The organism is Nocardia sp. NPDC052316 (assembly GCF_044547795.1).
Classification (GTDB): domain Bacteria; phylum Actinomycetota; class Actinomycetes; order Mycobacteriales; family Mycobacteriaceae; genus Nocardia.
The window spans coordinates 173,777-187,812 of sequence record NZ_JBIUBB010000003.1; the positions used below are offsets into that span (position 1 = coordinate 173,777).

Below are 14,036 nucleotides of genomic sequence, written 5' to 3' on the forward strand. Positions count from 1 at the left end.
CGCGCGAATTGTTAGCCGAACTATCCCTGGTTAACCGAACAGCCCCCCGCCGTGCCCGGCCTGCTGGCCACCGCCGGTGCCGCCGATGAACCCGCCGGGCGGCAGCTCCGAGGGCTGCACGATGACGAAGCCGCGGCCGGAGAACGCCAGCGTGAGGCCCTCACCGGTGCTGCGCCCGAGCAGTCTGCCCAGGCCGAACGAGTCGTTGCGCTTGATCCCGGTCTGCAAGCTGGACGACCAGGCCACCGCCGCCTGCGGATCGGCGTAGGTCGGCTGATCCACCTGCAACACCACGGGCGAGCCGTGCGTGGTGATGGCGATCCGGCCACGTCCGGTGAAGACGCAGTTGAAAAGCCCGGCGTTACTGGCGACTCCGGCCGCGCCCTGCACCCGCTGGACCCGGTAACTCAGGCTCGAGTCGAAGGCGAGCACGTTGGAGCCGTTGATGGTGAGGCCGTCGCTGCCGTCGAGGTCGATGAGGTGCACGTCGGCGGCGCTGTCGGCGAGGAAGAGGTCGCCGCGGCCGGAGACGTTCATCAGCGGCACGCCCTCGCCGGTGAGCCGCTGGGTGATCGCCCGGCCGATGCCGCCGGAGCCCAACGCCTTGAACTGCATGTCGCCCTGGTAAGCCACCATGGAACCGGCCCGCGCCATGACCTCGCCGTTGACGGCGACCTTGATCATCTTGCTGCCCTGCTTCTGGATGCCGACACCGGTGACCTCGGCGTGGTTCGGGTTGAACAGATCGCTCTGCATGGGCAGTGCTCCTTGCTGAGGTGCGGGCGCGACAGGCGGTGGGTAGGCGGGGGCCGGCGGATACGGGGGTGTGCCCTGCGGGGCATAGTTCGGGGGCGCGCCTTGGGGTGGGTAGTTCGGTGGCGCACCCTGCGGTGGGTAGCTCGGTGGTGCGCCAGGTGATGGGTAATTCGAGGGCGCGCCCTGGGGTGCGTAACTCGGCGGTGACGCGCCGTGCGGCGGGGGCGGTGCCTGCGCCGGGTAGCTCGGCGGTGCGACCGGTGCGGCAGCAGGCGCGCTCGGCGGGTGAACCGGGGGTGCCTCGGGTTCGTCGTCGATGTTCACGCCGAACGCCGTTGCGATACCGGCCAGCCCGTTGTCGTAACCCTGCCCGACCGCGCGCACCTTCCAGGCGCCGCCGCGGCGATAGATCTCCACGCACACCACGGCCGTCTCGGTGGTGAGCCCGTCCATCGGGAAAGTCAATGTCCCCGAATCGGAGCCGATCGTCGCCTGCAACGTGCCGGCGCGGGCGAAGGTAGGCGGTCCGCTGCCGTCGAGGCTGGCGGTGACCACAACCTTGTCGACGTCGGCCGGTAGTGCGCTGGTCTGCACGTCGACCATGTCGCCGCGACCGCTGCCGTGCCGATAGGTGACGCCGGGGCCGACCGGCTGGTTGAAGAACACGAAGTCGGCGTCGGACCGCACGCGTCCGTCCGCGCCGAGCAGCAGCGCCGACACGTCGACCCCGGCCGAGCAGGCGACGGTCACGGTCATCCGATCGGCGGGCGCCGGCCGGTTCTCGCCGCGCGCGAGGGCACTCACCGGGCACCCGCACGGTCATCGGCGCTCGGGCCGAATGGCATGGGATTCACGGCATCAAGTCTGTCCCGACTCGGCTCCGCGCGCCACCGTCCGCGCCGTAGGCCTGGCCCACCAGGTTCGGTGCGGCGCGGGCGACGCCGAGCGCGAAAGTGGCTGCGACGAGGGCCGACAGAATTATCGAGACGAGGGTGGAACCACCGACCAGGGCGGTGCAGTTGTCGATGACCAGCGCTGTGATCAGCAGTAATCCGCCGGTGCCGAGGACAGGTGCGATCACCGTGTGCCAGGCCCGGCGGTCCAGGCCGGTGCGGCGGAAGAAGACGATGATGGCGACGCTGGTGAGCAGCATCAGCAGCAGCATGGCCACGGTGGCCAAGCCGGACATCCAGGTGAACAGCTGCAGAACGGGGTCGGCGCCGGCGAGTGCGAAGGTACCGAGCAGAAGCGCCGCCGACAACGTCTGGGCGAGTGCGGCTTTGTGCGGGGAGCCGTGCCGCAGGTGGATATGGCCGAGCGCCGGATGGCCGATACCGTCGCGGGCCAGCGCGTAGCCATAGCGGGAGATCGCGTTGTGGAAGGCGAGCAGGGCGGCGAACAGACTGGTCACCATGAGGATCGCCATGAGATCGGCGGCGGATTCGCCGAGGAACAGCCGCGCGGCGGTGAAGGTCAGACCTTCGGGGTCCGCTCCTGCGGCCGCCGCGGCGCCGTCGCTGCCGAACGCGAGCACGACCGCCCAACTGGCCACCGCGTAGAGCACACCGATCGTGCCGACCGCGAGATAGGTGGCCCGTGGGATGGTGCGGCGCGGGTCACGGGCCTCCTCGCCGTAGATCGCGGTGGCCTCGAACCCGATGAACGACGCGATCGCGAACGTCAAAGCGATACCGGGGGATCCGTCGAAGAACGCCGACGGAGTGAAGGAGACGGTGTCGACGCCGTGCGCGCCGCCGCGGATCAGCACGGCGGACGACAGCGCCACGATGGTGCCGATCTCGACCACCAGCAGCACGCCGAGCACCTTGGCGCCGAGCTCGATATTGCGGTAGCCGAGCACGGCGACGACGGCCATCAGCGCGAAAGCGTAGACGTACCAGGGTAAGTCGGGCCCACCGTAGTGGACGACGAGCTCTTCGACGGTCGACGCCGCCAGTCCGTAGATCCCGGCCTGGATGGCGGTGTAGGTCAGTAGCGCCAGATTCGCCGCGCCGAGCCCGAGCCGGGGGCCGAGCCCGCGACGGACGTAGGCGTAGAACGCGCCTGCCTCGTCGAGATGACCGCTCATCGCGGCGTATCCGACGCTGAACAGCAGCAGGACGCCCGCGGCGACGAGGTAGGCGGTCGGCGCGCCCGCGCCGTTGCCGAGCCCGATCATCAGTGGCAACGCGCCGCCGACGGCGGTCAGCGGCGCGGCGGCCGCGATGACGAGGAACACGATTCCCGCCACCCCGATCGAGCCGCGTAATCGTGCACCGGCAGTGGATGATTCAGTCATCGGGAGCTCCATGGCAGGGGTCGGTCGAGCCTGCGCAGTGGCCGGAGCTGGTGCGCGGAACATCGAGAGTGGGGTTGCGGTCGAAGAAGCCGACCGGTTCGAGCGTGAATCCGGTGTAGGCGACCGGCATGATCGGCCAGTCCTCCGGGCGCGGAAAGTGCGTGAGGCCGAACGTATGCCACACGACGAGGTCTTCGTTGTCGAGCGAACGGTCGCCGGACACATAGTCGGGAAGTCCCGCGCCGCCGGGGTGTTGATTCACGAAATCGCCTGCCGCGTAACGCTGTCTCGGGTCATATCGGGTGACCCAGAGACTCTTGGTGGCGAACGCGGCTCGCTGCGCGATGGGTGACTCGTCGGCGGCGAGCAGCGTCTCTTTGCCCTCCGGGTGCAGTACGTAGGCGACGTGCTGCCCCAGGCGGTTACTCACCCCGGGGTTGCTGATGTGCCAGGTGCGGCCGACCCGGTTGTCCGCGAGCCGCTTGGCCTGCGATTCGCGGATCAGCGGGGTGCGCCGCCGCGTGAAGGCGTTGCCGTGTGGATTGTCCGGGCCGATCGGCAGCCGGACACTCTCGACCTCCGCGACCTGGTTGCGATGTCCGTCGACCATCATGTCGAGTCGCGCGCTGAACAGGTGCTGGTGATACGGCGCACCGAGACCGGGTGCCACCTGCGTGGAGAACGGATGGTCGGTGCCGGGATAGGCGGCGGTGAACACGATTCCGGTGGCCTTGACCTCGAAACCGATTGTCCCGTCGAGGTAGAGGTACCAGAAGAAGCCGTAGTCGTAGTTGCCGACCGTGGTGAAGAACGAGATCACCAGCCTGCGCTGGCGGCGCACCTCCCGAGAGCCGGTCCACAGATCGGTGTGCTTCCACAGCACGCCGAAATCCTCTTCGTGCAGGCAGATCGCGTTGCGCAGGACGCGCGGTCGGCCTGCCTCGTCGGCGATGACCGCGTCGAAGTAGGTGATGTCGCCGACACAGTCGCAGCCGAGTTCGAGGGCGTTGGCGTAGCGCCCGACCAGGTATTCGCCGGTGTCGAAGTAGTTCTGCCAGGAGCGAATCGGCGACGGATCGGCATAGGGCACCACCATCTCGGCGATGGACGCGCGATGGATGATCGGCCGGATCCGGCCGTCGTCGTGAAAACCGATCTGGTGCAGGACAAGTCCCTCGCGGGCGTCGAAACCCACCCGCACCGACCACTTTTCCCACTCGACCAGATTGCCGCGCACGGCGAAACTCGGCCCGTGCGGCTGGCTGATCTCGATCGGCCGCTGGGTGCTGCGCGGGGGACCGGTCACCCCTGGGTCGTCGAAATTCCCGGATTCCTGGGGTATATCGACCGGCCCGGCGTCGATCACCCGCAGTACCTCGCGCGTCATGACGTCCACGAAGGCGACCAACCCGTCGATCGGATGCGCCCACGGGTGGTCCTTGTCGTGCTGCTGGTGGAACGCCAAGCCGCGCAGGATGCGCCTGCCTGCCTCGCCCGGGTAGTCGAACACGCCTGCCGACAGCGGGGCGACCCGCACCCGGGTGATGTCGAGGCCGCGGGCGGCCAGTGCGGCCAGCCAGTCGGAATCGGTCGCCAGCACCGCCTCGACCAGCTCGAACTCCTCGTCGAGCATCGGAAACTGACCGTCGACGATCGCGTCCATGGTGCGCTGGGTGAGCACTGCGCGGCGGCCCAGTGACACGGTCAGATCGATGGCGTTCGGCCGGTCCACGTCGTGCAGCAGCACGCGGAAGCAGCGGTCCATCGGGGCGGTGTCCGACCAGTCGTAGACGGCGTACTTGTCCGGTTCGTCCAGCCCGACGTAGACGAAACGTGTTGTCGCCGCGATCAACCCCGCGTCGGCGACGACGGCGCGCACCTCGGCGATCTCCGCTTCGGTGGTCAGCGCGAGCGGGTGATCGGCACGTCGCGGTGTCGGTGTGGGCATGCGGCCCCTCCATCCTGGTTCTGCGAATACGGAAGCAAGAAGTTGTTCGCCGAGGAGCTGCGTCCGATCAGTGTATTCAGCAACTATTCGGACAATTGGTAGGCATCGGGCGCATTCGCATTGTCGACGACTATTTCCGGCCCGGCACTATCTCGTGAAACCACTGATCGTCCGTGATAGTGGACGATTAACGAGGCGGAGTAACTCTGTGTCCCTTGTATTCGCTCGGGTGAGAATGGCGGGTGTTTGTGACTATATTCCGAGCGCAAAGTTACGCATGGGCAAATCATTACGCGCACGCGGTCCCGGTGCGATGTGAGAACTGACCCTTGACGGTTAGTGACCGATCGGTTGCAATGTGGGAGTGAGCTACGACACGATCATCAAGTCCGGGCGCTGGTTCGACGGTGCCGGTTCGCCCTCCGCCACGCGGCACATCGGACTGTGCGGGGATCGTGTCGCCACGGTGTCGGCGGACTCACTTGACGAGACGGGCTGTCCGAATGTCATCGAGGCCGCGGGCAAGTGGGTTGTCCCCGGGATGATCGACATCCATACGCACTACGACATCGAGGTGCTGAAGACCCCCGCGCTCACCGAGTCGGTGCGCCACGGCATCACCACGGTGCTGCTCGGGTCGTGTTCGCTGTCGACCGTGCACGTCGGGGCGACCGACGCGGGCGATCTGTTCGGCCGGGTCGAGGCGATCCCGCGCCGCCACGTCATCCAGGCCGTCGAAGAGGTCAAGACCTGGCAGTCCGCGCGGGAGTACATCGCGGCGCTGGAGAAGCTGCCGCTCGGCCCGAATATCGCTGCCATGCTCGGTCATTCGGATATCAGGACCGCGCAGCTGGGCCTCGACCGCGCGACCCGCAAGGAGGTCAGGCCCACACCCGCCGAACAGGCGGCCATGGAGGCGGCGCTGACCGAGGCGCTCGATGCCGGATTCGTCGGAATGTCGGCCCAGCAGCTGCTCTTCGACAAGCTCGACGGCGACACCTGCCGCTCACGCACCCTGCCGTCGACCTACGCCAAGGCACGAGAACGCCGCAGACTCAACGCGATTCTGCGGCGACGTGGCCGCGTATTGCAGGCGGGTCCCGACATCGCCTCGGTGCGCAGTATCGCCGCGATGACGCTCAGCAGCCTCGGCATCTTCCGCAAGCGATTGAAGACCACGCTGCTCTCGGCCGCCGACATCAAGGCGAACCCGGCGCTGGTCTACCTCATGGGACCGATCGCGCGCGCATTGAACGCGCTCGGTGGTGACTTCCGTTGGCAGCACCTGCCGGTGCCGTTCGAGGTCTACGCCGACGGCATCGACCTGGTGATCTTCGAGGAGTTCGGCTCGGGTGCCGCGGCGCTGCACCTCGCCGACCAGGTCGAGCGCAACGCCCTGATGCAGGACGAGTCGTATCGGCGGCGGTTCCGCAAGGACTACGACGCCAAGTTCGGGATGCGGGTCTGGCACCGTGACTTCTTCGACGCCGAGATCGTCTCCTGCCCGGACGATTCGGTGGTCGGGAAGACGTTCGGGCAGGTCGGCGTGGAACGCGGCGGCACGCACCCGGTGGACGCGTTCCTCGATCTGGTGGTCGCCCACGGCACCAAACTGCGCTGGCGCACCACGATTTCCAATCATCGGCCGAAGTTCTTGACCAGGCTCGGCGCGAACCCCGGTGTGCAGCTCGGGTTTTCGGACGCCGGTGCGCACCTGCGGAACATGGCTTTCTACAATTTCGGGCTCCGCTTCCTGCGCCGCGTGCACGACGCCGAGCGAGCGGGGGCGCCGTTTCTCTCGCTGGAGCGCGCGGTGCACCGGCTCACCGGCGAACTCGCCGACTGGTACGGGATCGATGCGGGCCACCTGCGCGCGGGTGACCGAGCGGATCTGGTGGTCATCGATCCGGCGTACCTGGACGACTCACTGGACGCCTACGCCGAGAGTCCGGTCGCGCAGTATGACAATCTGTCTCGCATGGTGAATCGCAATGACGGAGCGGTCTCGGCCGTCTTCATCGGCGGCAAGTACGTGTTCGGCGACGGCACGGCCGCGCCGATCCTCGGCACCGACCGCACCGGGCGATTCCTCAGGTCCCAGGTGCGGTGACCGCGCCACCGCGCCGAACCCAGGCCCAGCGCCGCGCCGCCACGATCACCAAACTCGTCGAGGCCACCATCGAGGCCATCGCCGAGGTCGGCTACCACAACGCCTCGCTCGGTGAGATCAGCCGCCGCGCGGGCGTCTCCAAGGGCGGCATCTTCCGGCACTTCGACTCGCGCACCGACCTGGTGGTGGCCGCCGCCGAGGAGGTCGGCCGCAGGCACATGTGCGCGTTCGACAATATTCGCGCGCGCGAAAACCCGGACCGGCCACTGGATTTGACGCATATCCTGCACCGCGCCCGCAATCAGATCCGGCAGGAGACCAACACGGTCTGGTTCGAACTGCTGGTCGCCGCGCGCACCGAATCGGAGCTGCGGGCCCGGCTCGCCCCGGTCGCCCGCGCGCTGATCGACGACGTCGAGCGCGTCGCCGTCGCGGCCCTCGGCCCCGCCGTCCCTGCCGATATCGCGCGCCTGCTGGCCACCTCGATTGTGCACATGTTCGACGGCGAGGCGATCTTCCGCTCCACGTACCCCAGACCCGAGCTCGAAGACACTCGAATCGAGTACATCGCAGCCACCTTTCAGCGGCTGGCCGAGCAGAGTCGCGTCGAATCGAGCTCCTGAGCAACCTTCGCGCCGACCCGACCGCACCGATTATGGTCTATTGCATAATCAATAGCAGTCTTGTTGACTGAAGCCATGGCCGACACCGTTACCGTCGAACGCGACGGACATGTCCTGCTCATCGGGCTGAACCGCCCGGACAAGCGCAACGCGTTCACCCTTGAAATGCTCGAAGCGCTCTCCCGCGCATACGCCCTGCTCGAGCGCGACGACGAGCTGCGCGCCGGCGTGCTGTTCGGGCACGGCCAACATTTCACCGCGGGCCTCGACCTGGTCGATGTCGCGCCCGCGCTCGCCTCGGGCGCGATCACCTATCCCGAGGACGGACTTGATCCGTGGCGGTTGAACTACCGCTGGACCAAGCCGGTGATCGCCGTGGCGCAGGGCTGGTGCATGACGCTCGGCATCGAGCTGCTGCTGGCCGCCGACATCCGATTCGCCGCCGAAGACACCCGGTTCAGTCAGCTGGAGGTCCGGCGCGGCATCTACCCGTTCGGTGGCGCGACGCTGCGGTTCTGGCGGGAAGCGGGCTGGGGCAACGCGATGCGTTGGGTGCTCAGCGGTGCCGAGTTCGATGCCGCGGAGGCCTACCGGATCGGCCTGGTTCAGCAGGTCGCCCCCGACGCCGCGACGGCACTGGCCGCCGCGCGCACGCTGGCCACCGAGATCGCCGAGGACTCGGCACCATTGGGCGTGCGCACCATCCTCGCCTCCGCGCACCGCGCCCGCGACGAAGGCAATGCCGCCGCGGCCGAACACCTGGTCGGCGATGTCACGAAGCTGTTCGCGACGGCCGACGGTGCGGAGGGCATCCAATCGTTCGTCGAGCGGCGCAAGGCGCGGTTCACCGGCGAATAAGGCCGAAGCCTTTTCGCGGGCCGCTCAGGCCAGGCGCAGATCCATCTGGATCGTGGTGCCGTGCACGCCGGTGTGGATGCGGACCAGGTCGGTGAGGTGGTTGACCAGCAGCAGGCCCCGACCGCCGAATTGGAACGGCTGCGGTGGCAGGCGGCCCGCGAGCGGATTGGTGATGTGACCCGCGTCGCGGACCTGGGCGCGTAGCTGCCTGCCCTCGAGCCACAGCGCGAGCGTGCCGCTGCCGCCGCCGTGCACCACCGAGTTGGTGATGGTCTCGGCGATCACCAACTCCAGATCGATGATCCGGTCGTTGTCCATGCCGAGACCGCGCGCGTAGGCGCCTGCCCGGTGTCGGGTCTCGGCGAGCGTCGCGGCATCGAAGGCGAACACGCTCGCGACGGCGGGCGGCGGGGCCAACGGCTTGTTGTACGAGGCGACGATGCGGTCGGGATCGTATGCGTTGCTGGCGCGTTCACCGCCGCTGTCGATCAGTGTCGGGTGTGTGGCGTGCGCGTCGACCAACACGGTCGGATCGAGGCGTTCGGTGTCGTAGGGGCACAGGATGGTGACCTCACGCCCGGTGAACGCGGCGTTGATCAGCGCTTCGTGCTGGACGCACGCCGGATACTCGGTCGCCGAGCGCCCGGCCCAGATGGGTTCGCCGATGATCCGCACGCGGCCGGTCGGATGGGTGTCGGCGAAGGCGCGCAGCACGCCCGGAATGATCCGGCCCGGGTTGCGGCCTTCGACGGTCATGTCCATCAGCCGCACCGACTCGGCATCGGCGCCGAGTTCGGCGCGGATCAGCTCCAGATTCGGCCCGGGCACCGAGACCGCGACCGGTTCGTTGTTGGCCAGTCCGGCCCGGATGAACCCTACGGTGCCCGCCAGGTACTCCTCGGTGTCGCTGTAGAACAGCGCCGGGTGCACGAAAGGGTCGGTCGTGGGTAGTGGATCGGTGGTGGTGATGGTCATGCGCGGTCTACCTCAATTGTGGGAAGCGACGGCCAGAACAACTCGAGGATGCGGACCAGCGTCACAGGCGGGTTGTGCAGCACGACCCGGCGCCCCTCGGCCGACTGATTCGTGGCTTCCACCAGTATCAGGGTGCCATGTGTATCTATGAAGGTCAGCTCGGACAATTCCAGGTGGATGTCGGGTGCGACGGGTAGCTCGTCCAGCGCGCTCTGCCACGCGTCGTGCGTCGCGAAGTCCACCTGACCCACGCAGCGTAGCCCAGGTGGCTCGCTGGTCGGAACCGTCCGCAACCTGGTTGTATCCGGCGAGATAGCGGGACACCGTTCGGCGGGTCTCGCTGGTTCGGCCTGCACCGTCGTACCACCCCTTCTGCCTATCCACGGCAGGGAAACTTATGCACGAACTTACGCGTCGACGCACGGCGACCATCAAGCGGTCCGCTGTGCCTGCCGTACTGTTCGACGGCGATGACGTGCGCGGACGATGGGTCGTCGAGTTCCGCTCAGGTTGCGGGCAGGATCGACGGATCGGTGCAGTAGGCCCGCAGTCGCCACAGCATGGCGGCGCGCGACTGCGCGAACGCGGCGTCGTGCTCCAGCAGGCGCGAGCGGGTGACCGCGGCGTAGCCGAGCGCGTCGAGCTCGAAGGCGAGCACGCCGGGGTCGGTGTCCTGCCGCAGCTGGCCTGCGTCGAGTGCGGTGCGAATTATGTTGTGTACGAAGGAATCCCATTCGCGAGCAAGGCTGACCACTCGGTCGCGCACCGGCCCCGGCTGGTCGTCGAACTCGTGCTGGACGGTCACGAAGAAGCAGCCGCCGGGCAGCACCCGGCCGGTATAGAAGGCCAATCGCGCTTCGTGCAGCGCCCACAATTGACGCACGCCGGCCGGTGCTTCCATGGCGGGCTGCGCGACCCGCTCCGTCCACTGCAGTCGCGCGCGCTCGATGGCCGCCAACTGCAGCTCCTCCTTGTCGCGCCAGAGCGAGAACAGTCCGGACTTGCTCACACCGGCCTCGGCGGCCACCTGGCCCATGCTCAGCGCGCCGAGTCCCTCGACGGAGGCGAGTGCGACAACCGCGTCCAGCACGGCCGTTCTGGATCGGTCGCCGCGCGCTCGGCGCCCGTCGGCCGGGGGCCTGTTCGTCATGTCGATATCCTCTTCAATAAGTCCGACCGATCGGTCGTGATAGTGGAGATTTGTCGTGTTCGGGTGCGGCGCCGATGAGCGTCCGGTGGGCTGCCGCCCCGGGAACCTTGCGGAAGCGTACGTCGAACGATCGACGGCGAAATGGGGGATTCCCCTGAGGCGTAAACGGTTTCGTTTCGGATATCTTCGTCGCATTGGGTCGGCAAGCCGAAAAACGCTGTACTCCAATGCTTTAGACACCCTGTCGCACCAGGAGAAATTTCCGGTGGGAAGGGTCTGTCTCGAATCCGAACGCGATGTGTGCGTTCCCGGTGAATCAGAGGTCGATGGTGTCGAAGAAGAGTGTGCGTTCCGGTGGTGCGCGACGGATGATGGTGCGGACCGTGGTCGCCGCAACCCTGGTATTGGCACCGGCTGCGGTCCTCGTCCCGGTGGCCTCCGGCCTGCCGTGCAAGGCGTCGACCGATGTCGGCTGCAACAACCCCGACGGAACCCTCGATACGGGTCCGCACCACCGGCCTGGCGGCTTCGACGACCACGACGAAACGGACCGCTACGGGATAGACGGTTACGACGTCTTCGGTTACGACAAGTTCGGTTACAACCGCTTCGGTTACGACAGGTTCGGCTATGACAGGCAGGGTTACGATCGCGAGGGGTACACGGCGCAGGGCTGTGCCCGCGTTGGTGCGGACCGTCCGAATGCCGACGCCGCCGCGTGTGAACGGCGGCGGTCGCGTCCGGCCACCGGTAGCGCTTCCTAGCGGCCGCGGTAGTTCGCACCGCGGCTGCGCCGACCGTCCCGCGACAGAGAGGCTCCGCGATGAACGCCTACTGGTCCGACAAGCTCCGGGTGCGGGCACGGCGGATGGCCGTGCCAATCGCCGTCCTCGCCGTGGTGTGCGGCGCGCTGGTCGGGTGCGACGACTCGAACGGGCAGCAGGCGACCGATGCGGCGGTCGTGCGGACCCAGTCCGGGCCGGTGCGCGGTTCGGTGACCGCGGACGTGCGCGCGTTCTCCGGCATACCTTATGCGGCAGCACCTACCGGCGAACTGCGCTGGAAACCGCCCGCCGCACCGGCCATCTGGTCGCAGGAGCGGGACGCCACCGCACCGGGCGCGCAGTGCCTCCAGGCGGAAGGTCCCGGACCGCTCTCGGGCAGCGAGGACTGCCTGTTTCTGAACGTGTCGACGCCGAGCAGCACGTCCGAGCGGCCCCGACCGGTCATGGTGTGGTTCCACGGCGGGGCCTTCGTCGTGGGCAGCGGCGACTGGTACGACCCGTCGCGGCTGGTGCGGACCGGCGACATGGTGGTGGTCACGGTCAACTACCGGCTGGGGGCGCTCGGCTTTCTCGGACATCCCTCGGTGGCGCACGAGGACGGGCAGGTGGGCAATTTCGGGCTGATGGATCAGCAGGCTGCGCTGCGCTGGGTGCGCGACAATATCGCGGCGTTCGGCGGCGATCCGGCCGAGGTGACCATCGCCGGTGAGTCGGCAGGGGCGATGTCGGTGTGTGATCACCTGGTGTCGCCCGCCTCGGAGCGGTTGTTCCACGGCGCGATCTTGCAGAGCGGCCCGTGCGAATTGCAGGCCGACCGGGCGACCGCGGTCGCGAAGAGCGAGCAATACGCGGCGACGCTCGGCTGCCCTGGCGCCGACGCCGCCACCGCGCAGTGCCTGCGCGCGCTGCCCGCGGACAAGGTCGCCGCGACTCCGTTGCAGTTCACCGGCGAGGGCGGAGACGGGCTGCCCGGTCCGATCTTCGGTCAGCCCTTGCTGCCCGAAGACCCGCTGGCCGCCTTCCGCGCGGGTAAGGCCGCGAAGGTGCCGGTGCTCATCGGCTCGAACCACGACGAGTACACCTACTTCACCGCCCGGCAGACGATCGCCGCCGAGCAGTATCCCCAGCTGCTGACGGCGTTCGGCCCCCGAGCCGACGCCGTGGCCGAGCGGTATCCACTGACCGCCTACGACCAGCCGACGCTGGCCTGGTCGGCGGTGATGACCGACTACCTTTTCGTCTGCCCGATCGCGGGCATGGCGCAATCTCTCGTCCGTACCGGCCCGGTGTACGCCTACCAGTTCGCGGACCGCAATGCCGCGCCGCTGCCCGGCGTGCCCACCCCGCCACCCTTCCCGCTGGGCGCGTCACACGCTTTCGAGCTGCCCTACCTGTTCGACCTGAAGGATGTTTCGCCACCGGCCGGTCCCGCCCAGAAAGACTTGTCCGACAAGATGATCCGCTACTGGTCCGGTTTCGTTTGGGCCGGCGACCCGAACGGTAAGGGCCTGCCGGACTGGCCCAGGCACACCGGTGACCAGACGCTGGTCCTCGAACCGGAGAACTTCACCATCGCCGACATATCTCGAAACCACCACTGCGATCTCTGGTCCGGCATCCCTGCTCCTTGATCCGCTCCCGCCTGCGGTGCGCTAACCGGGCAGCGCAATCGTGGTGGCACAGGTGTTGTCGCGCAGCAGTTTTGCGGACGTATCGACCGGGATGTCGTACCAGAGGTCCATTTCCGCCCGATTCCCGGCACCGAGGGTGAGCTCGGTGGGCTGGCGCTTGATCGCCATCGCGTCGACGCTGGGCTGGTGCGGGCGATCGGCCGCGTCGTCGAGGTGGTAGTCGCTCGGTCGGGTGGTGCGGAAGGTGTTGTCCGTGTTGGTGATCGCCACCCTGATCCGGATGAACTGCCCCTTGGGCAGCCACTCGGCGTGCGTGCCGAAGATGTAGGCGATGCCGGGCTCGACGGTCATGGCGGTGACCGTCAGCTTGGTGCAGTCCTGCGGTGTGCGGACGTGTTCGGTGGTGGTGGGCGGAGGTGGCGGCGCCGGGGCCGACTCCGCGGCGCAGGCAGTGAGGGAAAGCAGCAAGAGGGGGAGTAGCCGACGCACGGAATCAAGACTAGGTGCGCCGCGTCCCTGTGTATCGCGGATCAGTACCAGTGGTGCGCTTGCCAGAATTCCCAGGCGCCGATGGGGCTGCCGTAGCGCTTGTTCATGTAGTCGTAGGTCCAGCGGATCTGGGTCACCGGGTTGAACGGCCAGTCGAGCCCGTGGGTGCCCATCTTGTGTGGCGGCAGGGCCTGGCCGAGCCCGTAGGCGCCGCTCTCCGGATTGACGGCGAAGACATTCCAGCCGCTTTCCCGGGTGATGATGTTGTCGAACGCCCAGAAATGGTGCGGCGGCACCATTGTCATGGCCAGCGCCTTGACGCCGGCCCTGGGTAGCGAGAGCGAGGAACCCACCGGATGGGTTTTCCAACTGCTCGACGGCGTCGCGCAAATCGGCGGTGCATCGGGGGCCG

General features: G+C 67.8%; 13 protein-coding genes. 5 read left to right on the plus strand and 8 right to left on the minus strand.

Translation table 11 applies throughout. From position 1 onward, the window contains the following. Positions 1-30 precede the first annotated feature (30 nt). The 3 genes from ACIHA7_RS13580 to ACIHA7_RS13590 form a co-directional block, all read right to left on the minus strand. The gene (locus ACIHA7_RS13580) at positions 31-1,512 is read right to left on the minus strand and encodes an AIM24 family protein (RefSeq protein WP_397290744.1); all 1,482 of its coding nucleotides are present in this window, start codon (positions 1,510-1,512) and stop codon (positions 31-33) included. Between the two features lie 94 nt (positions 1,513-1,606). Next, the gene (locus ACIHA7_RS13585; protein ID WP_397289086.1) at positions 1,607-3,055 is read right to left on the minus strand and encodes an APC family permease; all 1,449 of its coding nucleotides are present in this window, start codon (positions 3,053-3,055) and stop codon (positions 1,607-1,609) included. Beyond that, a complete protein-coding gene (locus ACIHA7_RS13590; RefSeq protein ID WP_397289088.1) occupies positions 3,048-5,003 on the minus strand; it encodes a primary-amine oxidase in 1,956 nt (651 codons plus the stop codon). Before ACIHA7_RS13590 ends, ACIHA7_RS13585 begins: the two co-directional genes overlap by 8 nt. Before the next feature lie 364 nt (positions 5,004-5,367). Between ACIHA7_RS13590 and ACIHA7_RS13595 the strand changes: the two genes are divergently transcribed. The 3 genes from ACIHA7_RS13595 to ACIHA7_RS13605 all read left to right on the plus strand — a co-directional run bounded on the left by ACIHA7_RS13595 (position 5,368) and on the right by ACIHA7_RS13605 (position 8,594). Further along, a complete protein-coding gene (locus ACIHA7_RS13595) occupies positions 5,368-7,113 on the plus strand; it encodes an amidohydrolase family protein (protein ID WP_397289090.1) in 1,746 nt (581 codons plus the stop codon). Continuing rightward, the gene (locus tag ACIHA7_RS13600; RefSeq protein ID WP_397289092.1) at positions 7,110-7,736 is read left to right on the plus strand and encodes a TetR/AcrR family transcriptional regulator; all 627 of its coding nucleotides are present in this window, start codon (positions 7,110-7,112) and stop codon (positions 7,734-7,736) included. Before ACIHA7_RS13595 ends, ACIHA7_RS13600 begins: the two co-directional genes overlap by 4 nt. A gap of 75 nt (positions 7,737-7,811) precedes the next feature. Then, positions 7,812-8,594 carry a crotonase/enoyl-CoA hydratase family protein gene (locus tag ACIHA7_RS13605; protein WP_397289094.1) on the plus strand — a complete coding sequence of 261 codons (783 nt, stop codon included), beginning with the start codon at positions 7,812-7,814 and terminating at the stop codon, positions 8,592-8,594. A 24-nt stretch (positions 8,595-8,618) separates the two neighbouring features. On the opposite strand, the gene ACIHA7_RS13610 is transcribed toward ACIHA7_RS13605, so the two are convergent. The 3 genes from ACIHA7_RS13610 to ACIHA7_RS13620 form a co-directional block, all read right to left on the minus strand. Further along, entirely contained in the window at positions 8,619-9,569 is a 951-nt protein-coding gene (locus tag ACIHA7_RS13610) for an anti-sigma factor RsbA family regulatory protein (protein WP_397289096.1), read from the minus strand. Then, positions 9,566-9,925 carry an STAS domain-containing protein gene (locus ACIHA7_RS13615; RefSeq protein ID WP_397289098.1) on the minus strand — a complete coding sequence of 120 codons (360 nt, stop codon included), beginning with the start codon at positions 9,923-9,925 and terminating at the stop codon, positions 9,566-9,568. Before ACIHA7_RS13615 ends, ACIHA7_RS13610 begins: the two co-directional genes overlap by 4 nt. Positions 9,926-10,074: 149 nt before the next feature. Continuing rightward, a complete protein-coding gene (locus ACIHA7_RS13620) occupies positions 10,075-10,719 on the minus strand; it encodes a TetR/AcrR family transcriptional regulator (protein WP_397289100.1) in 645 nt (214 codons plus the stop codon). Between the two features lie 326 nt (positions 10,720-11,045). On the opposite strand from ACIHA7_RS13620, the gene ACIHA7_RS13625 reads away from it, so the two are divergent. After that, positions 11,046-11,483: a hypothetical protein gene (locus ACIHA7_RS13625; RefSeq protein WP_397289102.1), complete on the plus strand. Its 438-nt coding sequence runs from the start codon at positions 11,046-11,048 to the stop codon at positions 11,481-11,483. Between the two features lie 59 nt (positions 11,484-11,542). Beyond that, positions 11,543-13,135, plus strand: coding sequence for a carboxylesterase/lipase family protein (locus ACIHA7_RS13630; protein WP_397289104.1), 1,593 nt, complete (start codon positions 11,543-11,545; stop codon positions 13,133-13,135). 21 nt (positions 13,136-13,156) lie between these two features. Here the strand turns inward: ACIHA7_RS13630 and ACIHA7_RS13635 are convergent, their stop codons facing one another. Then, entirely contained in the window at positions 13,157-13,624 is a 468-nt protein-coding gene (locus ACIHA7_RS13635; protein WP_397289106.1) for a DUF4352 domain-containing protein, read from the minus strand. A 41-nt stretch (positions 13,625-13,665) separates the two neighbouring features. After that, positions 13,666-13,929, minus strand: coding sequence for a transglycosylase SLT domain-containing protein (locus ACIHA7_RS13640; RefSeq protein WP_397289108.1), 264 nt, complete (start codon positions 13,927-13,929; stop codon positions 13,666-13,668). Positions 13,930-14,036 lie beyond the last annotated feature (107 nt).